The sequence below is a fragment of the Cellulosilyticum sp. WCF-2 genome (assembly GCF_003990395.1).
GTDB classification, from domain to species: Bacteria; Bacillota; Clostridia; order Lachnospirales; family Cellulosilyticaceae; genus Cellulosilyticum; species Cellulosilyticum lentocellum.
In genome coordinates, this window is the sequence record NZ_CP034675.1 from 1123873 (window position 1) to 1149668 (window position 25796).

The 25796-nt window shown below is 36.1% G+C and carries 25 protein-coding genes and 1 rRNA gene; 21 read left to right on the forward strand and 5 right to left on the reverse strand.

Annotation, left to right across the window (positions count from 1 at the left end; translation table 11 throughout):
- Positions 1-4 precede the first annotated feature (4 nt).
- Positions 5-1051, reverse strand: coding sequence for a D-alanyl-D-alanine carboxypeptidase family protein (locus tag EKH84_RS04940; protein ID WP_127065405.1), 1047 nt, complete (start codon positions 1049-1051; stop codon positions 5-7).
- A 196-nt stretch (positions 1052-1247) separates the two neighbouring features.
- On the opposite strand from EKH84_RS04940, the gene EKH84_RS04945 reads away from it, so the two are divergent.
- The 10 genes from EKH84_RS04945 to EKH84_RS04990 all read left to right on the forward strand — a co-directional run bounded on the left by EKH84_RS04945 (position 1248) and on the right by EKH84_RS04990 (position 9991).
- Positions 1248-2318: a hypothetical protein gene (locus EKH84_RS04945; RefSeq protein WP_127065406.1), complete on the forward strand. Its 1071-nt coding sequence runs from the start codon at positions 1248-1250 to the stop codon at positions 2316-2318.
- Between the two features lie 42 nt (positions 2319-2360).
- On the forward strand, positions 2361-2720 hold the full coding sequence (locus EKH84_RS04950; RefSeq protein WP_013655370.1) for a hypothetical protein: 360 nt from the start codon (positions 2361-2363) through the stop codon (positions 2718-2720).
- 80 nt (positions 2721-2800) lie between these two features.
- Entirely contained in the window at positions 2801-3148 is a 348-nt protein-coding gene (locus tag EKH84_RS04955) for a DUF134 domain-containing protein (protein ID WP_041712865.1), read from the forward strand.
- 118 nt (positions 3149-3266) lie between these two features.
- Positions 3267-4109 carry an Mrp/NBP35 family ATP-binding protein gene (locus tag EKH84_RS04960; RefSeq protein ID WP_127065407.1) on the forward strand — a complete coding sequence of 281 codons (843 nt, stop codon included), beginning with the start codon at positions 3267-3269 and terminating at the stop codon, positions 4107-4109.
- Between the two features lie 137 nt (positions 4110-4246).
- Complete coding sequence (locus EKH84_RS04965) at positions 4247-4639, forward strand: NifB/NifX family molybdenum-iron cluster-binding protein (protein WP_127065408.1); 393 nt, start codon at positions 4247-4249, stop codon at positions 4637-4639.
- A 1438-nt stretch (positions 4640-6077) separates the two neighbouring features.
- Positions 6078-7286, forward strand: coding sequence for a stalk domain-containing protein (locus tag EKH84_RS04970; RefSeq protein ID WP_127065409.1), 1209 nt, complete (start codon positions 6078-6080; stop codon positions 7284-7286).
- A gap of 103 nt (positions 7287-7389) precedes the next feature.
- Complete coding sequence (locus tag EKH84_RS04975; RefSeq protein WP_127065410.1) at positions 7390-7722, forward strand: NifB/NifX family molybdenum-iron cluster-binding protein; 333 nt, start codon at positions 7390-7392, stop codon at positions 7720-7722.
- A 227-nt stretch (positions 7723-7949) separates the two neighbouring features.
- Positions 7950-9146, forward strand: a complete 1197-nt coding sequence (locus EKH84_RS04980; RefSeq protein ID WP_127065411.1) for a cation:proton antiporter — start codon at positions 7950-7952, stop codon at positions 9144-9146.
- 28 nt (positions 9147-9174) lie between these two features.
- Complete coding sequence (locus EKH84_RS04985; RefSeq protein WP_127065412.1) at positions 9175-9585, forward strand: hypothetical protein; 411 nt, start codon at positions 9175-9177, stop codon at positions 9583-9585.
- Positions 9586-9604: 19 nt separating this feature from the next.
- Complete coding sequence (locus EKH84_RS04990) at positions 9605-9991, forward strand: hypothetical protein (protein WP_013655378.1); 387 nt, start codon at positions 9605-9607, stop codon at positions 9989-9991.
- Positions 9992-10079: 88 nt separating this feature from the next.
- On the opposite strand, the gene EKH84_RS04995 is transcribed toward EKH84_RS04990, so the two are convergent.
- A complete protein-coding gene (locus EKH84_RS04995; RefSeq protein WP_013655379.1) occupies positions 10080-10424 on the reverse strand; it encodes a phenylpyruvate tautomerase MIF-related protein in 345 nt (114 codons plus the stop codon).
- A gap of 346 nt (positions 10425-10770) precedes the next feature.
- Between EKH84_RS04995 and EKH84_RS05000 the strand changes: the two genes are divergently transcribed.
- Positions 10771-12297, forward strand: a 16S ribosomal RNA gene (locus tag EKH84_RS05000).
- A gap of 228 nt (positions 12298-12525) precedes the next feature.
- Here the strand turns inward: EKH84_RS05000 and EKH84_RS05005 are convergent.
- Entirely contained in the window at positions 12526-13236 is a 711-nt protein-coding gene (locus tag EKH84_RS05005) for a M23 family metallopeptidase (protein ID WP_127065413.1), read from the reverse strand.
- Positions 13237-13529: 293 nt separating this feature from the next.
- Between EKH84_RS05005 and EKH84_RS05010 the strand changes: the two genes are divergently transcribed.
- The 3 genes from EKH84_RS05010 (at position 13530) to EKH84_RS05020 (ending at position 15180) form a co-directional block, all read left to right on the forward strand.
- Positions 13530-13808, forward strand: a complete 279-nt coding sequence (locus EKH84_RS05010; RefSeq protein ID WP_127065414.1) for a hypothetical protein — start codon at positions 13530-13532, stop codon at positions 13806-13808.
- A gap of 192 nt (positions 13809-14000) precedes the next feature.
- Positions 14001-14930 carry a thioredoxin-disulfide reductase gene (gene trxB / locus EKH84_RS05015; RefSeq protein WP_127065415.1) on the forward strand — a complete coding sequence of 310 codons (930 nt, stop codon included), beginning with the start codon at positions 14001-14003 and terminating at the stop codon, positions 14928-14930.
- 13 nt (positions 14931-14943) lie between these two features.
- Positions 14944-15180 carry a glutaredoxin domain-containing protein gene (locus EKH84_RS05020; protein WP_127065416.1) on the forward strand — a complete coding sequence of 79 codons (237 nt, stop codon included), beginning with the start codon at positions 14944-14946 and terminating at the stop codon, positions 15178-15180.
- Positions 15181-15417: 237 nt separating this feature from the next.
- On the opposite strand, the gene EKH84_RS05025 is transcribed toward EKH84_RS05020, so the two are convergent.
- Positions 15418-16233 (reverse strand): MBL fold metallo-hydrolase, encoded by an 816-nt coding sequence (locus tag EKH84_RS05025; protein ID WP_127065417.1) that lies wholly within the window; start codon positions 16231-16233, stop codon positions 15418-15420.
- A 373-nt stretch (positions 16234-16606) separates the two neighbouring features.
- On the opposite strand from EKH84_RS05025, the gene EKH84_RS05030 reads away from it, so the two are divergent.
- The 6 genes from EKH84_RS05030 (at position 16607) to add (ending at position 23873) form a co-directional block, all read left to right on the forward strand.
- On the forward strand, positions 16607-17926 hold the full coding sequence (locus tag EKH84_RS05030; RefSeq protein WP_127065418.1) for an amidohydrolase: 1320 nt from the start codon (positions 16607-16609) through the stop codon (positions 17924-17926).
- A gap of 4 nt (positions 17927-17930) precedes the next feature.
- The gene (locus EKH84_RS05035) at positions 17931-19079 is read left to right on the forward strand and encodes a BMP family ABC transporter substrate-binding protein (RefSeq protein ID WP_127065419.1); all 1149 of its coding nucleotides are present in this window, start codon (positions 17931-17933) and stop codon (positions 19077-19079) included.
- A 255-nt stretch (positions 19080-19334) separates the two neighbouring features.
- The gene (locus EKH84_RS05040) at positions 19335-20888 is read left to right on the forward strand and encodes an ABC transporter ATP-binding protein (protein ID WP_127065420.1); all 1554 of its coding nucleotides are present in this window, start codon (positions 19335-19337) and stop codon (positions 20886-20888) included.
- Positions 20881-21954, forward strand: a complete 1074-nt coding sequence (locus EKH84_RS05045; RefSeq protein WP_127065421.1) for an ABC transporter permease — start codon at positions 20881-20883, stop codon at positions 21952-21954. Before EKH84_RS05040 ends, EKH84_RS05045 begins: the two co-directional genes overlap by 8 nt.
- A gap of 15 nt (positions 21955-21969) precedes the next feature.
- Positions 21970-22917, forward strand: a complete 948-nt coding sequence (locus tag EKH84_RS05050) for an ABC transporter permease (RefSeq protein WP_013655389.1) — start codon at positions 21970-21972, stop codon at positions 22915-22917.
- Between the two features lie 2 nt (positions 22918-22919).
- Positions 22920-23873 carry an adenosine deaminase gene (add, locus tag EKH84_RS05055; RefSeq protein ID WP_127065422.1) on the forward strand — a complete coding sequence of 318 codons (954 nt, stop codon included), beginning with the start codon at positions 22920-22922 and terminating at the stop codon, positions 23871-23873.
- Between the two features lie 86 nt (positions 23874-23959).
- On the opposite strand, the gene EKH84_RS05060 is transcribed toward add, so the two are convergent.
- Positions 23960-24277, reverse strand: a complete 318-nt coding sequence (locus EKH84_RS05060) for a DUF3784 domain-containing protein (RefSeq protein WP_190283491.1) — start codon at positions 24275-24277, stop codon at positions 23960-23962.
- 917 nt (positions 24278-25194) lie between these two features.
- Between EKH84_RS05060 and EKH84_RS05065 the strand changes: the two genes are divergently transcribed.
- The gene (locus EKH84_RS05065; protein WP_127065424.1) at positions 25195-25788 is read left to right on the forward strand and encodes a Crp/Fnr family transcriptional regulator; all 594 of its coding nucleotides are present in this window, start codon (positions 25195-25197) and stop codon (positions 25786-25788) included.
- The last annotated feature ends 8 nt before the right edge of the window (positions 25789-25796 follow it).

Sequence of the window (25796 nt, forward strand, 5' to 3'; positions counted from 1 at the left end):
AGCATTAAGTGGGAGAAGATTCTTCTACAAGAGGAGAGTGAGGCGTTGCCTCTAGAGTAGGTGCTTTGGTAATGATTAAAGTGGAGCTATTTATTAAATCAAGATTTAATCCGAGTAAACTTAAAGTAGCTCTCATAGGTATATAAAGAGAGTTGTCTATTCGAATAGGTGTAGGCGTTATGGTTTGAGGTAAATCATCAAGCATAACATAATTACTATTTTCTGTAAGAATGAGTCGATGCTCATAGGTATCTAAAGTAAGGGTGTTTTTTTGAAATTCAATAGAGCCACCAATATTTCCGATTAAATCTCTTACTTTTATGTAGGTTACACCGTCTCGTTTAATAACCTTATAGGGTGTGAGGGTGAGTTTCTCAGAGTTACTAATATGCATTTCAATTTCTTCATCTTTTTTACAACAAAATTCAATTTCCTCAAGGGCTAGATTATTTGTATAACAATAGGTAGCAAGTTCGGTGCCAACATATCTTACATGCCAAGGTTCATAGATATAGCCAGTAACATCTGTCTTGTCCTTGGGATATCTAATAATAAAACCGTATAAGTGAGCATTTTGGGCTAACCATTTACCTTCTTTTGTATTACCAAAAGATTGATAAAGGCTATTAAGATCCATAGCAAGTCCAGATTGATGTTCAGATTCACCAGCTTTAGCTGAACTTCGCTGATTCTTACCATAGGTTCTAACGGCATTATTATAAAGTGTTGTTTGTCTAGCATAGCTTCTATAACCACTAATAGCTACTAAACGAATATTAGCAGCTTTAGCTGCCTCGAACATTTTTTCTAAAGCAGCGGCTGCAGTAGCTTCCATATAATTTTTTTCTATATTACCAGGTGTTTGAAATTTTACGTTAGGGATAACTAGATTGTTAGGTTTATAATCTGGTGATAAAGGATGATCCTTATTTATCAGTAAATGATAAGGGTTATTCAAACCGCATTTTTCTAACTGAGGAATTGTAGCACCGTGAATATTAATGGTTCCGATTAATAAAATGAAACTAAGGATATAGGCTGATTTTTTCATATGTAGAGTCTCCTTTCTTAGTCGTTATGCCGTATATTTTTATTATACGACAAAATAACATATAAATCTAAGTTTATGTGATTATAAAAATATATTGCTGTGTTTAAATACTATTTTTCTATTAAAGGATGAAAAAGGTAGAAGATTTTGATAAAATATGAATAGAGGTTAGCTTAGGCTAGAAAGGGGCAAAGGAATGAAAAGTTTTAAAGAAAGAATAGATCTATTTTGGCGGCTCTTTTTAGAAGAGGAGGCTAGCTTAAGAGAAAGCCTAGAAAATGAAGAAAATTTTCAAGGAGCAAGGCAGCACATAGAAGAGCTTATAGACAATACCTTTTCCACGCGTAATTGTGAGATAGGATTTAATAAAAGTACTAATAAGTGGGAGCTCATGCTAACTCCAGAAGGTGATAAAGCTAGGCTATTTGCGCTAAGCTATTGGAAGGAAGAAGCACCAAGTCAGCTATTAGAACACTGGACTTTTTATGAGATGAGAAAGCCGATGGCAAATGCCGAAAATTTTAAACTTCATATGTATGATACCGTTTTAGAGGTAAGAGATGTTTTACTTTATCCCAGTTTAGAGGAGGGAAGGGTAAATCTTAGGGTATATTCAGAGAAGTTAAATGAGTTGGATGAAGCCGAAGCTTATTTAATGCTGTATATTTTTATGCAACAGTTTATTGGCGAAGCATATGATATGGCTTATATTGGTGAGGTAGAGATAGTACCTAATCTAGAGATAGAAGAAGCATTATTGTTAACGGAACTTAAAGCATATATTGAAGATATGATTGAAGAGGGTTATGTGCCTGTATATGGCGATCTTTGTGAGGTCTTTACAGCATATGAACTTCTACCTAGTAAGGAACGTAGATGTCCCTTGAGAGAAGATATTTACGAGGGAAAGAACGCGCTTATGGCACTTGTACATGAATATTATACCAATAAAGTAGGTGTGCTAGATGAGGGGCAGCAGCTGGGGATTACTTATGGCTTTATATTTTTTAATACAGAAAATATGTCCAAGGAAAGTGCATTAAGTGTACGTAACCGATTAGAAGATCAGCTTATAAAGGTGAGTAGGGAAAAGCATTTTGTTCGATACATTGGAGGAGCTACTGGACTCTTTAATAGTTATATCGATTGTATTGTTTATGATATGATAGAATTTACAAGCTACATGGAGCAGCTTATAGAAAAGTATGGATTTGAGCATCTTAGTTTTAAGTTGTTTAGACCAGGGGGAAAAGAAATTACTTTCTAGAAAAAGACAGATAAAGAAAGTATAAGAACGGGGGAGGCAAACATGCAGTATTTAGATTTGCCAATAAAATATGAGGGTAGAGTTAGGCTATGTTTTGATGTTATTACTAAGTTAATACCTGGTAGTGAAATCTATTTATTTGGAAACTATGCTAAGGGCTATGTAGGAGCAGAAAGTATGATTAGCCTTCTAGTGCTGATTGGTATAGAAAACTCTGTTAGGGAAATTCATAGACTGCGCTGGGAAGTAGAGGAGATGGTCTATCGCATTAACGATGAGGTTTTTCAAATCGAACTGATTATTTTACCAGCACCATTATATAAAAAATATATGTCTACTTCGTCTAAACTTAAGCAAATAGAGAGAGAGAAAATAGATTTAATGGGGATGAGTTGGCGTTGACAAATGGGCATATGCACAATATAATTTAAATGTGCATATGCCCATTTAATGTGGAGATAACTTACGAAAGAAGTGATGCTATGCCGAGAATAGCCAAATGTAGACGTGTATGTGCAGAACCAAAACATAAGTTTTTTAAATCAGATACATTATTAAATGAAGAAGTCATCTTATGTGTTGAAGAACTAGAAAGTATAAGACTTACAGACTTCGAAAATCTCGATCAAGATGTAGCGGCTGAGCGAATGTCTATTTCAAGAGGAACGTTCCAGCGCATTCTCTATAGTGCTAGGCACAAGGTGGCAGAAGCACTAGTGATGGGGAAGTCTATTGCCATTGATGGTGGAAACTATGAAGTTTCTAAGAAACTATGTGAGGCTAGCAAGAGGTGTAAACACTGTTGTTTTTCTAAAAAGCAAGAAGAATAAAAGTTAATCAATCAAACAGTGAATACCCCGTATAATAACTCAATCATTATAACGACTAAAATTTTAATAGCTAATAAAAATACAATAAATGAATCTACTATTTTAAGGAGATGTTAATATGAGTGAAGGATGTACAAGTGGTAGTTGTGGAAGTTGCAGTGAAAGCTGCTCTTCTAGAAAATCAGGACCAAAAAGCCTTTTAGAAAAGCCACATCAATTAAGTAGCATTAAAAAGGTAATCGGAGTTGTAAGTGGTAAAGGTGGTGTAGGAAAATCTAGTATAACAGCTAGATTAGCTATATCTATGAATCGTAAAGGTTATCATAGTGCGGTGTTAGATGCAGATATTACAGGACCATCTATTCCAAAACTCTTTGGTATTAATCAAAAAGCTTATGCAACGGAAGAGGGCTTATATCCAGTACCTACAAAAAATGGTATTGATATTATGTCTATTAATTTATTATTAGATAAGCCAACAGATCCAGTTGTATGGAGAGGACCTGTTATAGCAGGTGCTGTTAAACAATTTTGGCAGGAAGTCATCTGGCAAGATGTTGATTATATGTTTGTAGATATGCCACCAGGAACAGGTGATGTAGCCCTTACAGTATTTCAATCTATCCCACTAGATGGCATCATCATTGTTACTTCACCACAGGATTTAGTGTCTATGATCGTAAGTAAGGCTGTGAAGATGGCACAAATGCTGAATATACCTATTATCGGTATAGTTGAAAACTATAGTTATTTCAAATGTCCAGATTGTGATAATAAGCACTTTATTTTTGGAGAAAGCAAAATAGAGCAAGTAGCAGCAGAGCAAGGAATAGAAGTACTAGCGCAGCTACCAATAGACCCAGCTTTTGCAACACTTTGTGACAAAGGCCAAGTAGAAGAAGTGGAAGAAGACTTAGTAAGTAGCGTAGCAGAACGTATTGTGACATTTTGTAATAAGTAAAGTGACGTCATTAGTTCTATAATTAACCTAGCAAAAGTGATAAATGGGAAAAAGGATATAAAAGCCTAAGGTTAAAGTTAAAAGTACTTATTTATTGATAAGTATTTATAATAAAGTTTTAGGAAAGGGAGATCGTTATGAAAATTGCAGTACCAACAGAAAACAATCATATTTATGGACACTTTGGTAAAGCTAAACTTTTTACAGTATATGAAGTAACAGAAAATGCATCCATCCATCAAACAGCATTAAATACTGAAGGAAGCGGCCATGGTGCCTTAGTAGCAGCTTTAAAAGAAGAAAAAGTAGATACTCTTTTATGTGGTGGCATTGGAGGCCCAGCAAAATCAGGACTTGAAAAAGAAGGCATTAAGGTTATCTCAGGTTTATGTGGAGAAGTAGAGCAGCTAGTTTTTGCTTATCTTCAAGGTAAGCTTCCTGAAAGCGGCGGAGTGACCTGCAATCACCATCATGGGGAAGAACATGATTGTAACCATCATGAAGATGAACATGATTGCCATTGTCATTAAATCAAATAACTATTGAATCATAAGAAAACAGCTTAAATAGGTAATGAATGCCGTATTTAAGCTGTTTTTTGTTGCAGTATAACTAGTTAAACAGAAATTTGTCGGTGACTTCATTGGCTATTTGGGCGGAAGTGAGAGAGGGTGGCTACCTGTCGTGGTTCCGCTTCGCATTTTCAGTAGGCACTAAGCTTACTTTTTTGGATGAACGCCCACAAACTCGGTTCCCTCAAACACGTGGGCTAAGTACCATCCAAAACGTTCGCTAAGTGCCTACTGAAAATACTTCGAAGTCACCCCGTCAGGCAGCCACCCTCTCCCACTTCTACCAGCAATAACGCGTAAAACACCTTCCTTAAGTGTTTGCCAAAGAGAAAAAGGCTCCCTTACTAGAAATGCCAAAGAGAAATAATAATAATTTATGGATTTTTATTAGGGAGTCGGCTTCCTGGCTACATATATATAAGTGTAAAAACAAAATAAATAACTTCCCTCGGCATAATTACCACAGCTTCAACCTGAGGAACTGACCGGGTCAGCCAAGTCTCAATCTATTGTTATAGGTACCTCTGGACTTAAGGAAAATGTTCACTGGTGCGCTGCAAGGAAGGCGCCACTTATAAGTTGTTTTAAATGTTTTTATAACTAGCATTACCAAATAAAGTTTTAAACCAGAGTCTTAAGGTCTTAGCTTCCTAGCATAGGGTGCGCCGGCCAAGACTTTAAGGAGCTCCTCACTCATTGGTTTAGCTTTCATAGCTAGTCTTAGTAGGCACTAAGCTATAACGCATACGTGCTGAGGAGCCATCTTGCACCTTGATTAGGGTCTATTTAGCTAGTTATGAAAGTTAATTTCCAGAGTCTGGACCAAGGAAACACATCTTCGAGTATATATAGTACTTGGAGATGTGTTTTTTTTGCGTTCTTTAACTGCTATTAACATGATTTGTCGTTACGCCTTCTTCCCAGGCTGCCTCAATGTCATGGATGTTTATGAGGTCAATAACGTTTGTGAAAATGAGGGAGAGGGTTGCCTGGAAGAGTGACTTGGGAGAATTTTTTAGAGGCACTTGGCGAACGTTTTGGATGGGTTTTAGCATGAGTGTCTGACCAGCGGGAGTTTTCGTGCGTTCATCCAAATAAGTGAGCCTAGTGCCTCAAAAAATTTGAACCGGAACTCTGGAAGGTAGCCCTCTCCCTCATTTTCCTCCAGACGTCATTCTCCATAAACACCGAGACAAATTTCTGTTTATAATAGCAGTTAAATAATGAGATTGATTTTTAGAAGTAATACACGTGGTAGTAAAAATATAAAAAGATTTTTCGGGATAGTATTAAGAAATTAATGAGGCTGTAACCCTCTAGTAACAAAGAAAATGTATAATATATTTTATAATAAAGATTACTAAAAGAAGAGATAAATTAATAGGGGGAGAGTTTTATGAGGATTAGAGGGGGATTATCAAAAGTATATAGTATATTATTAATAGGTTTTTTAGGGTTAAGCTCAGTAGGAAATGTTTATGGGGAAGAAGTAAAAACAATTAAAGACTATAACCAAGTTATTGAACTAAAGGATTTTGAAGGTAAAGTAATTCTATGCCTAGATAGCGATATTGCTTTTATAGATGGAAAAGAGGTTCAAGGTGTATCATTGCTATTAGAAGATAATAGGGTGTTATTACCTCTTCGGATAATAGCAGAAGGATTAAAAGCTAAAGTAGATTGGGATAAAAAGACAGGGCAAATTGATGTCACCACGAGTAAAGCTAAGGTAACATTAAAAATAGGAAGCAAGACAATGCAAATAGGTAACAAGAATGTATCATTAGAGGTAGCTCCGTTTATTAAGAATAAAACTACTTATTTACCACTTAGGGCTATAGGTGAGGCATTAGGCGTAGAAGTCAAGTATGATCAAGCCAATAAGTTCGTTTATGTAGGAGGTGTAGTAGATGGCTATCTTAATTCAACCTTACAAGTAGCATTTGAAAAACAGAACTATAACATTATTTTTAGTCATAAGTGGTGCCTTATTGGTGAGAAAAACAACAAATTATTTTATAGAGATTTAGATAATGATAAGGGATGGATTGAACTCATAGCAAAACAAACAAAAGATAAAACAGTTAAGTATGCAAGTTTCCATGTAGGGGATGGTATTATGGGAACAGATTTAATCGTTAGAATAGTAGATAATAAACAAGCAGATTTAATCGTGAATGATGATATTTACGATTTTCAAGTACAAGATGGCTATGTATACTATATTAAAGCACATCAAATGGAAGCATTACTTAGTAATACACCAGAGATGATGCAATATTATGATGGTAATCTAATGAAGGTTTCTATTGAAGAAGCGATTAAAGCTAATCCAGAAGGTAGACAAGTTGAAGGTGAGATATTAGGAGAAAAGGGATATTTTTATGGCATAGGTATAAGTTTAGGTAGCTGGGAACAAGATGGTAAACTTTATCCTATGGGGTTTGAACTTAATGAAGGAGGAACAGGTTATTTAGTAGATTGGGAAGTGAAGCCAGATGGTATTTATGCTATAGGTGTAGATGTGACATCAGAACATGGGGATCAAACCCAAGGAAAATACAAAGTAGCACTTACAGGCAATACTCACGAGAAACTTCAATAAAACCCTTTGCCAACAAATTAGTATGAGTAACCTCTAAACATGAACCACAGTAAAGTAGCATATAATGAAGAAGAAAGAGAACCATTTCAGTTAGGAGGAGCCTATGAAAGTTGCTATAACTACTGATGGAAGAAGTGTATCAAAACAATTTGCAAGCACCAAGGGTCTTGAAATTTTTGATGTACAAAAGGGAAAAGCTACAAGCAGGATGTTAGTTGATGCCTCTGCAGGAGGAGGCTACGAAGGTCTAGTATATATTTTGCAGAATGAAGAAGTAGAAGTTGTATTATGCGGGGAAATTAAGGCAAATGAAAGAAAAGAATTAGAAGATTACGGGCTTCAAGTCTTTCCAGGAGCCAGAGGAAGCACAACTAGTATTTTAAATGCGTACTTAAGAAGTCTAAGACAAAGTAATGTCAACAGTCACAATAAATAGCGCATAAAAAATAATAAAGGTAAAAGACTAAGAGGAATAAAAAGTATCCTCTTAGTCTTTTGCTTTTTATAAAGGCATTCAATTTTTGCTAAGCCAATTTATAGAGTGCTGTTGTTACGCTTGCAATCAGTAATTTGCTTATTACTTGGAGCAAGCGTATAATAATATGTTGAAAATAATCAATATAGAATCAATACATAATATTTAAGATTAGTTTGGAGGCGAATGTGTTGAATGCAATGATGGGAATAGGTATAGCGATTATTTGTGGGTATTTTATAGGGAAATTGATTAATAAGTTGAAAATTCCTTCGGTTGCAGGCTATGTTATAGCAGGCTTATTATTAGGACAATCATTTCTAGGGGTATTTAATGAAGCATTTATTGAAGCCACTAGCAGTATAAGTGATTTAGCTCTGGGACTTATTGCTTTTAGCATAGGCGGAGAATTATTAGCAAGTGAGCTTAAAAAGATTGGTATTAAAGTATTTATAATAGCTTTTTTTGAAGCCTTTTTTGCATTTGTCTGTGTAACAGGAGCAATGCTATTATTAAAGCAACCGATGGAGACGGCATTACTACTTGGAGCGGTTGCATCAGCTACAGCACCAGCAGCAACAGTTATGGTTATTAATGAACTAGGAGCTAAAGGACCTTTAAGCAAGACGTTAATAGCTGTAGTTGCAATAGATGATGCAATTTGCTTAATGATTTATGCAGTAGCATCATCTATTGCAAAGGTACTTATAACAAATACACAAAATGTAGAATGGTCACATGTTATGATCAGTCCATTAATTGAAATTGGTGGTTCTATCATACTAGGTATGGTTATTGGTGCTATAGTAGTGGTTATTTTAAGTAAAGTATCTTTTACAAGAGAAATACTAACAGTTGTCATAGCTGCCATTTTATTAACACTAGGAATAGCGACTAAATTAGGTTTATCAGCTCTATTATGTAATATGAGTCTAGGCATAATGGTAGCCAATCTTAGTTCTAATAAAGCAAAAGCATTTGCAACGATTGAAGCTATCACGCCACCTATATATACAGCATTTTTTGTATTAGCAGGTGCCAGACTTCAAATAAGTTTGTTAGGACAAATAGGAGTGATAGGTGTAGTATATACAATTGCTAGAATTGTAGGGAAGGTAAGCGGAGCATCTTGTGGGGCAATCATTACGGGAGCAGAGCCAAGTGTCAAGAAATATATAGGCCTAGGATTACTTTCTCAAATTGGAGTGGCAGTTGGACTAGCTATCGTTATTAGTCATGAGTTTGCAGGCACAGAAATAGGCAATTTAGTAATAACTATATTATTAGCTACTACTATTATCACTGAAATTATAGGGCCACTATGTACGAGATATGCCATTATTAAAGCGGGCGAGGATGGGAAAGTAGGTTTACAAGAAGAGTAGGATTAAAAACAAATAGGAGGGATGCTGGATGTATGTATTATTTATTATTCTTAATGAAATAGAGTATTTAGCTGAGATTATTAAAAAGATGAAAGAAGCAGGCGTAAGGGGGGCAACAGTTATTGAAGGTACTAGTGCAAGTGAAATCGTAGATAATGATTTATATACGGCTTCATTTTTAGCAAGTCTAGTAAATGCATATGAAAGAAGAAATAAAGCTAGTAGAGTGATATTTTCATTAATTGAACGTGAAGAGCAGGTTCAAAGAGCAATGGAAGAGGTGCAAAAAATATTAGAAGGGGAAGCCAAGAAATCACCTCTAGGTATGATGTTTGTATTGCCAGTAGCTCATATGCAAGGGGGAGAGCTAGGAAGGCATATTGAGAGCAGAGATAAAAAGAGAAAATTAGAGGAAAAGAACGCATCGAAATCAGAATAAGAGGGAAGGAGGCTAATATATGTATTTGATGATTACAGTTATTAGTAATATAGATAAACTTAAACCAACGCTGAAGGCATTAAAGAGTGTGGGTACCAAAAGCAATGTAGCAATAGATGCCATAGGTACAAATAATATTGAGAATAGCTATCTTGCCTCTCAATCAGCAATAGAATCAGCATTATTATCTATTAGTCAAGTGGCTCAATATAGAAAAGTTATTTTATCTATTATCCCTGATGAAGAGATATTTCTTAAGGCTACAGATGCAGTTCGGAAAGTACTAGGCAATGATTTAAAAAAACCTAATACAGGCATTATGTTTACAATACCACTTAATGCATTATATATGAAAGATGTTGGTCAATATATAAATTTCACTACAAATTCTAACGAAGTGTTATAGAAAAAATTAATATATGTATATAAAAAAGGGACGAAGAATTGATAGGCACTTCTTCGTCCCTTTTTGTGTAAGGATAATAATATGGGGGTTAGAAATTATGCCCGTTCCAGCCCCAGTGGTTAACAAATTCATATTTAACATAAATTGCATTCTGAGGAATACCTAGTTCTTTTTCATAAAGGGCGCAAATTTTAGCGGTTACTTGTTCCAAAGCTGCATCGGAGGTAGAGCCAAAGATTTTTACTTCTACGAAAGCACCTTTATCAAGTTTTTTTCCGCTAAAGAAAAGAGAATATTCATCATCAAAGCCCACCATAAGAAAGTTTTCGCTTTTTCCTGGAATAGTACTGATGATTTGTCCGAGTGCAGTCTTGAGTGTTTCCTTTTTCTCTTCTGATAACGTTAACGTGATTTTTGAATCAATATAGGGCATAAACTCATCCTTTCTACAAATAAATAGAATTATAACATAGAAATATTATACCAAAAGATAGAAGTAAAATCCCTTATTTTCCTTGTAGTTAAAGTAAAAACTAACCGATTTTAGAATTATTTCATAAAAACAAAAGAAAAAATGAAAAAAATCATTGACGTACGTAAGGAAGTAGTGTATTATTAAACAAGTCAGTGGCAAACAGCTGCTGAGAACAAATGAACTTTGAAAACAAAATAGTAACTATAAACCAGTCGATTCATTACGTCTCTAATAAGAGATGAGAATCAGTACAACTTGTACTAAGTAAAATAGTCAGTAGTAGAAATACTACACGGACAAACTTTTATATGAGAGTTTGATCCTGGCTCAGGATGAACGCTGGCGGCGTGCTTAACACATGCAAGTCGAACGAAGTGATAGGAGCTTGCTCCTAGAACTTAGTGGCGGACGGGTGAGTAACGCGTGGGTAACCTGCCCTATGCAGGGGGATAACGTTTGGAAACGAACGCTAATACCGCATAAACTATGGACGATCGCATGATTGTTATAGTAAAGATTTTATCGGCATAGGATGGACCCGCGTTGGATTAGCTAGTTGGTGAGATAACAGCCCACCAAGGCGACGATCCATAGCCGGCCTGAGAGGGTGAACGGCCACATTGGGACTGAGACACGGCCCAAACTCCTACGGGAGGCAGCAGTGGGGAATATTGCACAATGGGCGCAAGCCTGATGCAGCGACGCCGCGTGAAGGAAGAAGGTCTTCGGATTGTAAACTTCTATCAGCAGGGAAGAAAAAAATGACGGTACCTGACTAAGAAGCTCCGGCTAACTACGTGCCAGCAGCCGCGGTAATACGTAGGGAGCGAGCGTTATCCGGATTTACTGGGTGTAAAGGGTGCGTAGGCGGTTTGTTAAGTCAGAAGTGAAATTTAGGGGCTCAACCTCTAAGCTGCTTCTGAAACTGATGAACTAGAGTGTGGGAGAGGAAAGTGGAATTCCGAGTGTAGCGGTGAAATGCGTAGAGATTCGGAGGAACACCAGTAGCGAAGGCGGCTTTCTGGACCATAACTGACGCTGAGGCACGAAAGCGTGGGGAGCAAACAGGATTAGATACCCTGGTAGTCCACGCTGTAAACGATGAATGCTAGGTGTCGGGGCTTACGGGTCTCGGTGCCGAAGTTAACACATTAAGCATTCCACCTGGGAAGTACGATCGCAAGATTGAAACTCAAAGGAATTGACGGGGACCCGCACAAGCGGTGGAGCATGTGGTTTAATTCGAAGCAACGCGAAGAACCTTACCTAAACTTGACATCCTTTTGACTAGAGGGTAATGCCTCTTTCTCTAGCTTGCTAGAGCAGAAGTGACAGGTGGTGCATGGTTGTCGTCAGCTCGTGTCGTGAGATGTTGGGTTAAGTCCCGCAACGAGCGCAACCCCTATCTTTAGTAGCCAGCATTGAGTTGGGCACTCTAGAGAGACTGCCAGGGATAACTTGGAGGAAGGTGGGGATGACGTCAAATCATCATGCCCCTTATGTTTAGGGCTACACACGTGCTACAATGGCTGCTACAAAGGGAAGCGATCTCGCGAGAGTCAGCAAACCTCAAAAAAGCAGTCCCAGTTCGGATTGTAGTCTGCAACTCGACTACATGAAGTTGGAATCGCTAGTAATCGCGAATCAGAATGTCGCGGTGAATACGTTCCCGGGTCTTGTACACACCGCCCGTCACACCATGGGAGTTGGGGGGGCCCAACGCCGGTGACCCAACCCTTCGGGGAGGGAGCCGTCTAAGGCAAAACCAATAACTGGGGTGAAGTCGTAACAAGGTAGCCGTATCGGAAGGTGCGGCTGGATCACCTCCTTTCTAAGGAATAAGAATTGCTGGTTTAATAGTTACTGTTTTGTTTTGAGAGTTCATCGCTAGATGTAACTATCAAAGCACCGAACCGAAGTGAAACGGTGATGAGGTGTTTTGATACAATGAAAATAAGATACATGAAAATAAACCTTTCAAAACATTAAGCCAAGGCGAAGTGAGTTGGAAGGCATTTTTGTGTATATAGAATGAAATAAAGAGACAGCTTCAGAGTTCTCATTTCATTTTCATATCAGATTTTTGAAATTTTATCCTATCTTTATCTGTAGGAATACCATTTACTACTATTTTCCACGCTCCATCTTGAAATACTTCATATTGTTCAAAAGCACAGGGCAATCCATTTGCAGTAGCTATGTCGCTACTATCCATAAGCTGAAAATGCAAATGTGGAGCAAAGGAATTGCCTGAATGACCCACTCTGCCAATAACTTCACCTTTTTTTACACTCTGACCAACTGAAACTTGAATAGATCCTGCTTGAAGATGGACAAGTGCAGCATATACATTGTCGCCACATTCTATAATGATGTAGTTGCCAGCAACTGATTGTACGTCGTCTTTTTCCGGATTGAAATAATGAGCATTTTTATATGCGTTAGACATATCTGAAAGCAAATTCGTTCTTGCTTGTTCTTCATAACCGTCCTTCGCTTGGATGACAATCCCGTTGCAAGGTGCATATACTTCTTGCCCCCAACAATAATATTCATTTAAGGGAACCCCAAAAAGAAGATAATGCGGCAAACTAACGCGGTAGGCGGGCAAGCCCTTTCTATCCCAATCCACTTGTATAAAGTCATAAGCATATCTTGTTCCTAATTGGTTTGTGCCATGACTCGGAATTTTTGTCCCTGGAGTATTAGGAGAAAGCCATTCTCCTCTCAAAGGAAACGCTACAATTATTGGCTCGCGTGTTTCTATCATTTCATCCCTCCTATTAACACATTCTTTACCTATATTAGTAAAATTGACTTCTATTATACATTCATTTACCTAAAAGGTAAACAAACAGGATGCGTTACGCCATAATATATTTATAGTCCTTGCTGATCTCGCCGGACGGGAGTATAATACCCTTGTCTAAAAGTACGTTTTTATATTTACAAGAACTTATAAGAAGATTTTCGCCTATCAAATCAATAAAAAATAATAAAAGTAATTAATTATTGTAGGATAGATAAGTCAATACTTAGTATAAATCGAAGGAGGGGAAAGAAATGTATCAAAATGAAGAATCAAAGTTAGTTACAATATATAAGGATGCTAAATTAAGGGCAGAGAAACACTTGATGTTACTTAGAAATGCTAAACCAGATGAAATAATTGAGTCCGATAGGATTTTACAATACCTGCAAGAAACTATAGATTGTTTGAAAATTTGTATAGAAGCTCTAGGTGAAAAATCGGAAACTAAGATGCAATATGCAAGGTACAAGGATGAACTAGGGGAATTAGGCGAAGAAATTATTAAATTAACCAAACCAAATAGATGGTAGCTTCAGAGGCTAGTTACATAAGCATGCGGGCTTACTAGCTACTAACTGAGAATGGGTTACTTAAAAGTGCCTTATTGTATTTTAATAAGAAATTTGGTATCTTAAATGAGAAGAGATTTCAAAATTATACAGAGTACTAGGTTTAAATAAACTAATAAGGGAGCAAGCTAGATAGAAGAAAGGAGTCCTAAAATGACTAAACCAATCAAAGAGATAGACTTAATAATCATCGGTGCAGGCCCAGCAGGACTTACAGCTGCTATTTATGCTGCTAGAGCTGGTCTTGAAACACTTGTACTTGAGAAAGATGTAATAGGTGGACAAGTTAGGTTAAGCTATACAATAGAAAATTATCCAGGCTTTAATAGCATTAAAGGTAATGAATTAGCTGACAAAATAGAAGGACAAGCTACAGAGACAGGTGCTATTATTGATGAGTTTGATGCAATAGAACAGGTTTCGTTAAGTGATGAGGAGAAAATAGTAGAAACAGGTGATTACATCTACAAACCTAAAGCAGTTATTATTGCTACAGGAGCAAAGCCTAAGTCACTTCCTATTCCGGGTGAACAGAAGTATTTAGGTAAAGGTATTCATTACTGCGCTGTATGTGATGGTGCAAGCTACAAAGATGAAGAGATTGCTGTTGTAGGTGGTGGTAATGCGGCACTGGAAGAAGCCTTATTTTTAGCTAAACTTGCTAAGAAAGTAATTATTATTAGAAGATATGATTATTTTAAAGCTGAGGCTAAGACGTTAGAAGAAGTAGAGCATACGCCTAATATAGAGATTATGTATAACTGGGATTTAGTAGATGTAGCAGGAGACAACTTTGTTGAAGTAGCAATGGTTAAAAATACACAAACTGATGAAATGAAAGAAATACCTATTAAAGCGGTATTTGGTTATATAGGAACTGAACCTAAAACAGATTTATTTAAAGAATACGTGCATCTTACTGAGAATGGTTACATTAAAGCTAATGAAAGTATGGAAACTAACATTAAAGGTGTATATGTAGCAGGTGATGTAAGAGAAAAGGAATTTAGACAAATCACAACAGCAGTAGCTGATGGAACAATAGCTGCGCTAAAAGCAGAACAATATATTGCAAGGCAATAAGGAGGAATAAAATATGATAAAAGTATATTCAGTAGAATGGTGTGGACCATGTAATAAAGTGAAAAAGTATTTAGAAAGTAAGAATATACCATACGAAGCAGTAATAGTAGCTGATGCTAAAGAGGATAGAGATATTGTTGAGCAGATTTCAGGTCAAAGATCAGTACCTGTAACAACAATTAACGACCAAGTTATTATTGGATTTGATAAACAAAAAATAGATGCAGCACTAGCAACATTGGATAAATAATGCAGGAGGAGGGTGAAGAGCCTTCCTTTTTTGTTAAATAAAGATTTGAACTATATCTAAGTGTATTTATGAAAGAAACAAATTTATAGTGATAATAAGCAGTGGATGCCTTAAATACATATTCAGATAAGTGGAATTGTTACAGAACTAGATGCTATTGTAGGACAATTTAAAATATAGAGTATCAAAAAACGAGGAGCTTATAATATAAGTTCCTCGTTTTTTGATAGTAAAGTATTACCAGTTAATTTCTAGACCTACACCTACTTCATGAATAGGGAGTTCTTGATGCATAGCTGCTTTGACCTGGAAAGAAACACAGTGGCAAGGATAAAGTTCTTTAATGTTGTGTTTCTTAAAATAATCAATGGTATAGTCCAGTCTAGAAGAGAGGTCAAAGAGGTGAAAACCGCCTATAACGCCTAAGATTGTATCACACTGACAAACTTTCTTTGCATGCTCGATGATATTGCAAATACCACTATGTGAGCAGCCTGTGATCACATATAAACCTTCAGAAGTTTGATAGACCAAAGCTGTATCATCCATTAAGTAATCATCTTCTAGAGGATGACAACCACATTGGCATTGTCCAATGGGTCCTGTATTTTCAAAATCATGAACTCTGGGAATCTCACCTAAGTAGGTAAGGTTAGGGCTGATTTTAATAGGTGTTTTAACTAAATCTAGAGTAACGAAGTTCTCTAACTCTTCCTTGGATATAGGACATCCAATTTCTAAATCACCTATGACCTTTTTAGAAAAAGTATCTGGGTGAGCTAGAATTTTAAGGTTAGATAGGTCAAAGGCCTCTGAGTTTTGTAAATAAGCTAAGCCTCCTGTGTGATCATTATGTCCATGAGAAATAGCAATGGTGGATATTTCCTTTAATGGCACATTTAATTTCTTTGCGTTTTGTATATATAAGTCCGAATAACCCGCATCAAATAGTATTTTGGTATCTCCATCTTCAATATAGTAAGATACAGCAGGCTCGCCGAAATAATATTGATCTATATAGGTGTTATTATCTACAAGCACTTTTAGTTTCAAGGTATACCTCCTAAATAAGTTATTTATGCATAGCTAATAGTTTAGAGGATAAGGGGAAGATTTGCAACTAAAACAAAAATTTAAACATAGTTGTAATTGATTGACAAAATTCGACAATCATGATATATTCGAGACAATCGTAATTTCGAACATAAGTAAGGGTAAACACAAATAATGTTCGGAAAAACCTATGAATATGTTAAAAAATACTAATTGCACAATTGATAATAACGTATGGATTTAATTTTATAAATGTTGAATAGGTATGACAGACAGTATTTAATACATAATTTTACTTCTTTTAGCAGTAGAAGTTAAGTAATGATAAGCAATAAACAGACAAAAGAATTGACTTGAAGGAAAGGATGACAACATGGACGCTAAAATGAAACACATATTTGATGAAACTATCAAGCAAACAATAGAACTAGCAGAAGATATTTATAAACATCCTGAATTAGGTTATAAAGAAGTTCGAACAGCTGGTAAAGTAAAAGAAATATTAGAAGCAGAAGGGATCCCTTATCAAGATCATGTAGCATATACGGGAATTTTGGCTACGCTTGATTCTGGTAAGCCAGGACCACATATTGGACTGATTTGTGAACTAGATGGTGTGCCAACACTCAATCACCCTTATGCTAATAAAGAAGACAACGCAGCCCATACTTGTGGACATTATGCGCAAATCGGAGCAATGATGGGTGTGTTCCTATCACTTAATAAAGCTAAGGTAATGGACCAGCTTTGCGGGAAGGTCACTTTAGTAGTCACACCTGCTGAAGAATTTTGTGATTTAGAGTATCGCAAAGGACTTATTGCAGAAGGTAAGATCAAGCACGCTTCAGGAAAACAAGAAATGATTGAACTAGGGGTATTTGATGATATGGCCCTCATCTTATCTTGTCATACCATGGGACTTGATATGAATGTTTATGACGCGGAGATTGGTGCAGGACTAAATGGCTTCTTATGTAAGAAAGCTATTTTCCATGGTAAGGGTGCTCATGCAGGAAGTAATCCAGCTGGTGGTATTAATGCCTTAAATGCAGCTAATTTAGCCATGACAGGTATTAATTTCTTAAGGGAGACCTTCCGTGAGGAAGATGCTATTCGTGTACACTTTGTAGTCAAAGAAGGTGGTCAAACTGTTAATACAGTTCCAGAGCGAGTAACAATGGAAATGTATGTACGTGCAAAGACAGTGGATGCCATCTTAGAAACAGATCAAAAAGTAACAAGGGCTTTAAGAGCAGGAGCACTTGCTATTGGCTGTGATTTAGAGATTATAGATACACCAGGGTACTTGCCTCTTCATCAAGATAAGAACTTAACAGAACTTGTTAAAATACATATTTTAAATTATGTGTCACCAGAAAGAATTGCCCAAGGAACACATGGATTTGCCTCTGGAGATATGGGAGATTTATCAAGCTTATATCCAATTGTTGAGATTGGTGTAGGTGGCTTTACAGGAACAATGCACGGCTGTGATTTTAGAACAGCTGACTATGAGCAAGCTTACCATATACCAGCCGCTTATTTTATAGATACCATTATTGACCTTCTATCAGATGGTGGTAAAAAAGCTTATGACATTAAAGAAAAATTTAACCCTATTATGAGCAAAGAAGCCTATTTAGCAATGCTAGATGGATTCAATAAAACAACTATTTATAAAAAAGGAGAATAAGAAGATGACAAAGAAATGGGCTAGAGTATTACTCACATCATTACTTACAGCAGCCTTATTTACAGGATGTTCTAGTGCACCAGCAGAAAGTAAACCAGAGGAAGGAACACAAACAGAAGCAGGAACAAATGAAACTAATGGTGAAAAAGTAAAAGTAAGCCTACTCGTAACAGGTTCTTTCGGAGATAAAGCTTTCAATGATTCAGCTCAAACAGGTATGAAACAAGTAGCAGAACAGCTTAGTAATAAAGTTGAAGTTGAAATGATTGAAATGGGTAATGACAAAACAAAATTTGAAGGTTCTTTATTAGATGCTTCTGAATCTGACTCAGACATTATCATTGTAGGAACATGGGATATGAAAGAAATTCTTGAGCAAACAGCTCCTTTATTCCCAGATAAAAAATACATCATCTTTGATACAGATGTAGACTATGCAGCAAGCGATTTAAGTAATGTATATTCTATGAGCTACAAACAAAACGAAGCAGCGTTCCTTGCAGGTGTACTTGCAGCTAGCACAACAACTTCTGATATGACTTATGCAAATGAAGAAGCTACAATTGGTTTCGTAGGTGCAAAAGATACAGCAGCGGTTATCAATGACTCAGCAGTTGGATTTATCCAAGGGGCACAATTCATTAATCCAGATATTAAAGTACTTGTTTCTTACGTAGGTTCTTACGTAGACTCTGCTAAAGCAAAAGAACTTGCTTTAACACAATACGCTTCAGGTGCTGACTGTGTATTCGTAGCAGCAGGTCCAGCTTCAGTAGGTGTTATTGAAGCTGCAGCAGAAAGCAAAAAATACGTAATCGGGGTAGATTCAGACCAAGCGCTTGCTTATGAAGGTAGTGAAGAAGCAGAGTTTATCATTTCTTCTGCTATTAAAGGTGTAGGTACAACAATCTTCTCATCTATCGAGAGAGATTTAGAAGGTAACCTTCCATATGGTACTTACGAATTACTTGGTCTTGCAGAAAATGCAGTAGGTCTTGCAGACAACAGTATTTATCAAAGTGTTGTTTCAGAAGAGATTCGCACAACAGTAGAAGATGCTAAAGCTAGTTTGCTAGCTGGTGAAGTAAGTGTTGATACAGCTTATGGTATGGATGAAGCAACATTAAAAGGCATTATTTCTAGTGCTCAGTAGAAGGGCAATTAATAATGAAAAATGAAGAGCGAATGATGAGTCACCTAGAGCTTGATAGTATTCATTAAGAGTTAAGGATAAAGACGTATGAGGATCCTTAGCTTGAGAGATTTTGCCTAAGGTATATAACCATTGCCGAGCCTATCTTAAATGAGTGGGGCAAGGTTAATGAGAGGACAAAAAAATAAGAGGGGGTATTACGGAGAGTAGCGTAATGCCCTCTCTTTAGTAAAAACACACGGAAAGGAAATCCTTATGGAGCAGAAAATATTAGAGGCCAGAAAGATTACGAAGGTATACCCTGGTGGTGTTGTAGCCAATCATGAGGTTCAGTTAGATATTTACGAAGGAGAAATCCATGCTTTGGTAGGTGAAAATGGAGCGGGTAAATCTACTCTTATGAAAATGCTATTTGGGATGACATCTCCAACTAGCGGAGAAATCCTTATTAAAGGAGAGCCAGTGGCGTTCGCATCATCTAAATGTGCTATTGCAAAAGGGATAGGGATGGTACACCAACACTTTATGCAAGTGCCATCTATGACAGTAGCAGAGAACCTTATTTTAGGTGCAGAGCCAAGGAAGAACGGTTTAGTAGATAGAAAACAAGCTGTTAAGATTACAGAGGAATTATCAAAGGCCTATAACTTAACAGTAGATGCTAAAGCGCAGGTGGAGAATATTTCCCTGGCAATGAGACAAAAATTAGAGATATTAAAAGCACTTTATAGAGGAGCAAAGATTCTTATTTTAGATGAGCCTACTGCTGTACTAACACCTCAGGAAACAGAAGAGCTATTTGAGCAGCTTAAACTGTTAAGAGAAAAAGGACATACGATTATCTTTATTTCACATAAGCTCAATGAAGTAAAAGAACTTTGTAATCGTATGACTATTTTACGTGATGGGAAAACTATGGGAACTTATGAGATTAGTGACTTAAGTGAGCAAGAAATCTCAAGACTCATGGTAGGTAGAGATGTTAACTTAAACATGGAAAAGTCAGCACCTCACTTTGGAAAAACAGTTGTTTCTGTTAAGGATTTAGTGTATGTGAATCAATTTGGTAAGCAAAAGGTAGACCATGTATCTTTCTCTATTCGTGAAGGTCAAATCTTAGGAATAGCAGGTATTGATGGTAATGGTCAATCTGAATTAGTGGAGCTGATTGTAGGAGCACTTAAGCAGTCATCAGGTCAGATTCATTTAAAGGGTAAAGACATTTCTAAATTACCAATTTTAAAACGTCAAGAAGCCGGTATTTCACACGTATCAGAAGACAGAATGAGATACGGTAGTGCACCAAAGCTTTCTTTAGAAGACAATGCTATTTCAAAAATTTATTATACGAATGAGCTAAAAAGCTATGGTTTATTAAGTAGCAGAAAAATAGCTGCTTTTACAGAAAAAATCTTAAAGGATTTCAAAGTTAAATACGATCATAATAAACAATCTATTGGAGAACTATCAGGTGGGAATATTCAAAAGCTGATTGTAGGACGTGAATATGAATATAACCCAGAGCTTCTTATTATTAACCAACCAACTAGAGGGGTAGACGTAGGTGCTATTGAATTCATTAGGAAAAAAATCCTCGATATGAGAGAAAGAAGGAAAGCAATTTTATTAGTATCAGCAGACCTATCTGAAATTTTATCTTTAAGTGATAGTATTTTAGTCATGCATGAAGGAAAAATTGTCGGGTATATTGAAGATGCTAAAACAGCAACAGAAAATGAACTAGGGCTCTACATGCTAGGGGTTAAACAAGATTCAAAAGAAAAACTAGGAGGAGCCTACCATGAGTAGAAAAGGATTAAAAAATCATATTAATAGCTTTGCCTTACTTCGTTTAATGGTAGCCATACTAATTGCAGTTGGGATCACAGTAGCTATTATCTTTAGCATTAGTAAAGAACCAGGTACAGCTATTTATAACCTATTCTTAGGACCATTACAGTCTAAAAGACACTTCTTTAATGTATTAGAAAGTAGTATTCCTTTAATGTTTACTGGTTTGGCACTAAGCATTGTATTCAAATCAGGAAACTTCTCCATGATTGCAGATGGTGCTCTTTACATGGGGGGAGCAGTAGCAGCAGCTATTGCTATTAAAATGGCTCTTCCAGCAGGTATTCATCCAATAGTGATGATTTTAGCAGCAGCAGCAGTAGGTGCTGTGATTGGTAGTATCCCTGCTATTTTAAAGGTAAAATGTCATGCGAATGAGCTTGTAACATCGTTAATGCTTAATAATGTCTTTTTCTTCACAGGTATTTACCTTGTTAATAAACACCTTATTGATAGAAGTGCAGGGACTTTTGCTTCTTTAAAATACGAATCAACAAGTAGCCTTGGAAACATGGTAAGTGGAACAAAGCTCCACTATGGCTTCTTAATTGCTATAGCAGTAGCAGTCTTACTTTATATCTTAGTATATAAAACAAAATTTGGTTATGAAATTCGCCTTGTAGGAAGTAATCCAGAGTTTGCTAAGCATTCAGGAATTAACATTGGAAAAGTGATTATCTTAACTCAAATGTTAGCAGGTGCCATAGCAGGTATGGGTGGTGCAGTAGAACAAGCAGGTATGTATAATCGCTTTAACTGGCAAGACTCACCAAGTTATGCTTGGGATGGGGTTATTATTACAATTTTAGCAGGAAATAATTCTAAATATGTACCACTTGCAGCCTTCTTCCTAGGATATATTCGTGTAGGGGCAGACTTAATGTCTAGAAGATCAGATGTACAAAATGAACTTGTCGCTATTGTACAAGCTGTATTAATCTTATTTATCACAGCAGAACGTTTCCTTGCAGTACTTAAACAAAGACAAGAATCTAAAAAAGCGTTAAGCAGTTATGGCGAATAGGAGGGAGAATAGACCATGGAATTATTATTAGACATTTTAAATACGTTAACACTTCCTGAATTTTATTTTGCCATGTTCCGTAGTGCGACACCAGTACTACTGACAACATTAGGAGCAATCATTGCTTCTAGATCAGGTTCAAGTAATATTGCTTTAGAAGGTACAATGCTTATGTCAGCTTTTACAGGGGTAGTGGTAAGTGCTTTTACGCAAAATGCGTGGATAGGGCTTTTAGGAGCTATACTTGCTGGCTTTTTAATGAGTAATATTTTAGCTTACTTTGCGCTTAAGTTAAAATCCAATATTATTATTTCAGGGATTGCGCTTAATACTTTTGCTTCAGGAGGAACGATCTTTTTCCTTTACCTTATTACAGGAGAAAAAGGAGCCTCAACTTCACTTCCTTCTTTAAAACTACCAAGCATTAATATTCCTATTATTGAAGATATTCCAGTAATAGGACAAATTTTATCAGGTCATCATGTACTCACTTATATAGCACTTATTTTAGTATTCGTTGTATGGGCTATGTTTAAGTACACAAGACTTGGTATGCACATTCGCGCCGTTGGTGAATCACCAGAAGCTATGGAATCTGTAGGAGTTTCTGTTAAAAAGATTAAATATATTGCTTTAAGCTTAAGTGGTATTTTAGCTGGTATGGGTGGTGCCTTCTTATCCATGGGTTATGTAGGACTATTCTCATCAGGTATGACAGCAGGACGTGGTTACATTGCCTTAGCGACACAAGCTATCGCAGCAGGAAACGCCATTGTAGGATTCTTTACTTCACTCCTTTTCGGATTCTGTGAAAGTCTTTCAAATTACTTACAAGGGGCATCTATTCCACTTCAATTCGTACAGCTTATGCCATACCTTATGATTACCATTGCCTATACATGGTACTGCAGTCATAAGCATAAACAAAAACTTAAGAAACAAAGACTAATGCAAGGGGAATAGTTATGATTGAATTACATTTACATCTAGATGGGTCACTAAGAGTGGAAACAGCACTTGATTTAGCGAAAATCCAAAATATTACTTTACCTACAGAGGATCTAAAGGAGCTTAGAAATCTGATGGAAGTACCAGAAGATTGTCCAACCTTACATGAATGTTTAAAGCGTTTTGATTTACCAATTATGCTTCTTCAAACAGAAATGGCAATAGAAAGAGTAAGTTTTGAGTTAGTAGAGGACTTACACAAACTAGGTGTAACGTATGCAGAGATTCGCTTTGCACCACAGTTTTCTACAGCGGAGGGCTTAACACAAGACCAAGTAGTAGCAGCGGCTATGAAAGGGGTTAAAAGAGGAATGGAAAAATATCCAGCTATTCGCTGCGGCCTTATTTTATGTTGTATGCGAGGAGCGGATATTGAAGAGAAAAACTTAGAAACAGTAGAAGTAGCTAAGAAGTATATGAGTGATGTGGTATGTGCTGTAGACTTAGCTGGGGCAGAGTCTTTATTCCCTACTAAAATGTTCGAACCTGTTTTTGCTAAGGTCAAAGAATATGGGCTTCCAGTAACAATCCATGCAGGAGAAGCAATAGGTGAAGTATCAGGCCCAGAAAGCATGAGAAAGGCTTTAGAATATGGTACTAAGCGTATTGGTCATGGCGTAATGGCTATAGAAGATGAGACGCTTATTCAAGAGCTTATCGAAAAGGATATTACTTTAGAAGTTTGTGTAACAAGTAATTACCATACAAAATTAGTGCCTAGCCTTAAAGAGCATCCTATTAAGCAGTTATTTGATGCAGGGGTTAGGGTAACCTTTAACTCAGATAATATGACAGTATCTAATACGAACATTCACAAGGAAATTGAAATTTTAAAAACACAGTTAGGCTTTACTGATGAAGAAATCAGTACTATGCAAAAGTATGCTAGAGAGGCTGTTTTTATCAAATAAGCTGTATTAAACTAAATAACTTATAAAATAAATAGCCAAAGAAACTCTTTATGCAGAGATTCTTTGGCTATTAAAATATCTATTAATTATTTATTGCTATTAAAACGATTTGTTGTTAGAACATAAATCGTTGAAGCTATAGCTAAAAATGCAATAATAATAAGTCCAAGTACAATTACTGTTGGAGAGTTAATAGCACCACCGATAATCCAAAGCATACTGCCAAATGCAAAGCCAAAAAATATTTTGCCCATAAATTGACATAATGCTTCTTTACAAATCGTTGCTTTTCGAGATTTAGGTAACATATTATATACAGATAACATTCTGATGCCTTTTCCTCGTAGTAAGATACTTCCAAGTGAAATGAAAAGAATTGTAAAAACTATACCAATAGAAAACATCATTACCTCCTATTTTATAAATAATCTTTACTTATACGTTATCATGCAGCCCTCCAATTCCTTTAGTGATCTAGCTCAAGAAATATTTATTTGTGTTACCTTATTTTAAACTATATGTATAAGTAATAATATAGTGACATGATTACAGATAATAAATTTTTTCACGTTAAATAGGTGTAAGCTCATTGAGTGCTTACGCCTATTTAGCTTTTGAGTGAAATTATATTTGATTAGTAGGTGAAGAAATAATAGTAGCATGTAAATTTTCAACTAGAAAGTCTTTTATAAGCCTAGCTTCAGATGAGAACATATATTCCAGTACTTTCTTTGATATTAAGTATACGATACAAGGAAAAAATAAAGAGATTAAATAGAGGAGCCCCCCTGGTGAATTAAAGCAATGCTAGCTATTATTGTTAATAAGGATATAGTAAAGCAAAAAAAGAAGGAGATATACATAAATAATTTGATACCATAAGTAAGTGACTGAGTGAGATGAATAATATGATTATCATTTTGATCCTTTTTACCAATAGTAAGGCAAGTAACAGAATTACTATATTGTTTGCAAAGTATACGGAAGTTAGTAGGATGGATCTTACCTATAAATTTTGAAGCGCCCCAATAAGTAGTTTTTTTACTTGACCAAATATTTTTGGAGGTTTCTTCTTTGAGTATAGTGCATACTTCGTCAAAGGGGAAAGTTGAGTAAATGGTGAATTCATTAGAGAGAGTAGTATTAGTAGAAGGAAAAATGGGCATGGGCTTCCTCACTTTCATTATTAGCTATATGATAAGATAATAATATAAAAACTTAATTTTTTAAATACTTATCATATGATAATTACATAAAAATTATAGTGTTCTATAATGGAGAGAAATGAACTAAAGAAGCTTATCTATAAAGGAGAAGAGAGATGCAGGAGGCTTTAGTACAATTACAGCAAGTGATTGAAGGAATAAGTCAAGAAAAAATGCCTATAGGAATTCAAGAAATAGGCCTAAAAAATGTCTTTCTAAAAAGCATTCCTAAGGGAGAAGTGATTGTCCATGTAGGAGATAAGCCGGCAGAACTCTACTTTGTGGTTAACGGTATATTTCGAAGTTACTATATTGATCGAGAGGGGAATGATGTAACAAGGATTTTTACCCTAGAAGGAAGCGGCTTTGGAGTTGAAACACTTTTTAATGAAAAAGCTTCACCGTGTTGTATTGAAGCATTGGAAAGTAGCAAGGTACTCGTTATACCAGGGCAGCAGATAAAAAAATTAATCCTTACTTCCTCTTACTTTACAAAATTTTATATCAACCTATTAGAAGGGAGTATTCACTATAAGATTGAAAGAGAAAGTAGCTTTTTACTTAAAAGTGCGACTGAAAGATATCTAGATTTTAAAAGGCATTATCCTAAGTTAGAAGAGCAAGTTAATCAAAGTTATATAGCTTCTTACCTAGGCATTACACCGGTGTCATTAAGTAGAATAAGAAAAACGATAAGAGAAGAAAATTAAGGGGGATA

What these genes read in the sequence shown, in the direction of transcription:
- EKH84_RS04945 (WP_127065406.1), top strand. Translation starts at nt 1,248, where the DNA reads ATGAAAAGTTTTAAAGAAAGAATAGATCTATTTTGGCGGCTCTTTTTA.
- EKH84_RS05060 (WP_190283491.1), bottom strand. Translation starts at nt 24,277, where the DNA reads ATGTTTTCTATTGGTATAGTTTTTACAATTCTTTTCATTTCACTTGGA.
- EKH84_RS04940 (WP_127065405.1), bottom strand. Translation starts at nt 1,051, where the DNA reads ATGAAAAAATCAGCCTATATCCTTAGTTTCATTTTATTAATCGGAACC.
- EKH84_RS04995 (WP_013655379.1), bottom strand. Translation starts at nt 10,424, where the DNA reads ATGCCCTATATTGATTCAAAAATCACGTTAACGTTATCAGAAGAGAAA.
- EKH84_RS04955 (WP_041712865.1), top strand. Translation starts at nt 2,801, where the DNA reads ATGCCGAGAATAGCCAAATGTAGACGTGTATGTGCAGAACCAAAACAT.
- EKH84_RS05065 (WP_127065424.1), top strand. Translation starts at nt 25,195, where the DNA reads ATGCAGGAGGCTTTAGTACAATTACAGCAAGTGATTGAAGGAATAAGT.
- EKH84_RS05010 (WP_127065414.1), top strand. Translation starts at nt 13,530, where the DNA reads ATGTATCAAAATGAAGAATCAAAGTTAGTTACAATATATAAGGATGCT.
- EKH84_RS05030 (WP_127065418.1), top strand. Translation starts at nt 16,607, where the DNA reads ATGGACGCTAAAATGAAACACATATTTGATGAAACTATCAAGCAAACA.
- EKH84_RS04970 (WP_127065409.1), top strand. Translation starts at nt 6,078, where the DNA reads ATGAGGATTAGAGGGGGATTATCAAAAGTATATAGTATATTATTAATA.
- EKH84_RS04985 (WP_127065412.1), top strand. Translation starts at nt 9,175, where the DNA reads ATGTATGTATTATTTATTATTCTTAATGAAATAGAGTATTTAGCTGAG.
- EKH84_RS04990 (WP_013655378.1), top strand. Translation starts at nt 9,605, where the DNA reads ATGTATTTGATGATTACAGTTATTAGTAATATAGATAAACTTAAACCA.
- EKH84_RS05035 (WP_127065419.1), top strand. Translation starts at nt 17,931, where the DNA reads ATGACAAAGAAATGGGCTAGAGTATTACTCACATCATTACTTACAGCA.
- EKH84_RS05040 (WP_127065420.1), top strand. Translation starts at nt 19,335, where the DNA reads ATGGAGCAGAAAATATTAGAGGCCAGAAAGATTACGAAGGTATACCCT.
- EKH84_RS05020 (WP_127065416.1), top strand. Translation starts at nt 14,944, where the DNA reads ATGATAAAAGTATATTCAGTAGAATGGTGTGGACCATGTAATAAAGTG.
- EKH84_RS05005 (WP_127065413.1), bottom strand. Translation starts at nt 13,236, where the DNA reads ATGATAGAAACACGCGAGCCAATAATTGTAGCGTTTCCTTTGAGAGGA.
- EKH84_RS05045 (WP_127065421.1), top strand. Translation starts at nt 20,881, where the DNA reads ATGAGTAGAAAAGGATTAAAAAATCATATTAATAGCTTTGCCTTACTT.
- trxB (WP_127065415.1), top strand. Translation starts at nt 14,001, where the DNA reads ATGACTAAACCAATCAAAGAGATAGACTTAATAATCATCGGTGCAGGC.
- EKH84_RS04950 (WP_013655370.1), top strand. Translation starts at nt 2,361, where the DNA reads ATGCAGTATTTAGATTTGCCAATAAAATATGAGGGTAGAGTTAGGCTA.
- EKH84_RS04965 (WP_127065408.1), top strand. Translation starts at nt 4,247, where the DNA reads ATGAAAATTGCAGTACCAACAGAAAACAATCATATTTATGGACACTTT.
- EKH84_RS04960 (WP_127065407.1), top strand. Translation starts at nt 3,267, where the DNA reads ATGAGTGAAGGATGTACAAGTGGTAGTTGTGGAAGTTGCAGTGAAAGC.
- EKH84_RS04975 (WP_127065410.1), top strand. Translation starts at nt 7,390, where the DNA reads ATGAAAGTTGCTATAACTACTGATGGAAGAAGTGTATCAAAACAATTT.
- add (WP_127065422.1), top strand. Translation starts at nt 22,920, where the DNA reads ATGATTGAATTACATTTACATCTAGATGGGTCACTAAGAGTGGAAACA.
- EKH84_RS05050 (WP_013655389.1), top strand. Translation starts at nt 21,970, where the DNA reads ATGGAATTATTATTAGACATTTTAAATACGTTAACACTTCCTGAATTT.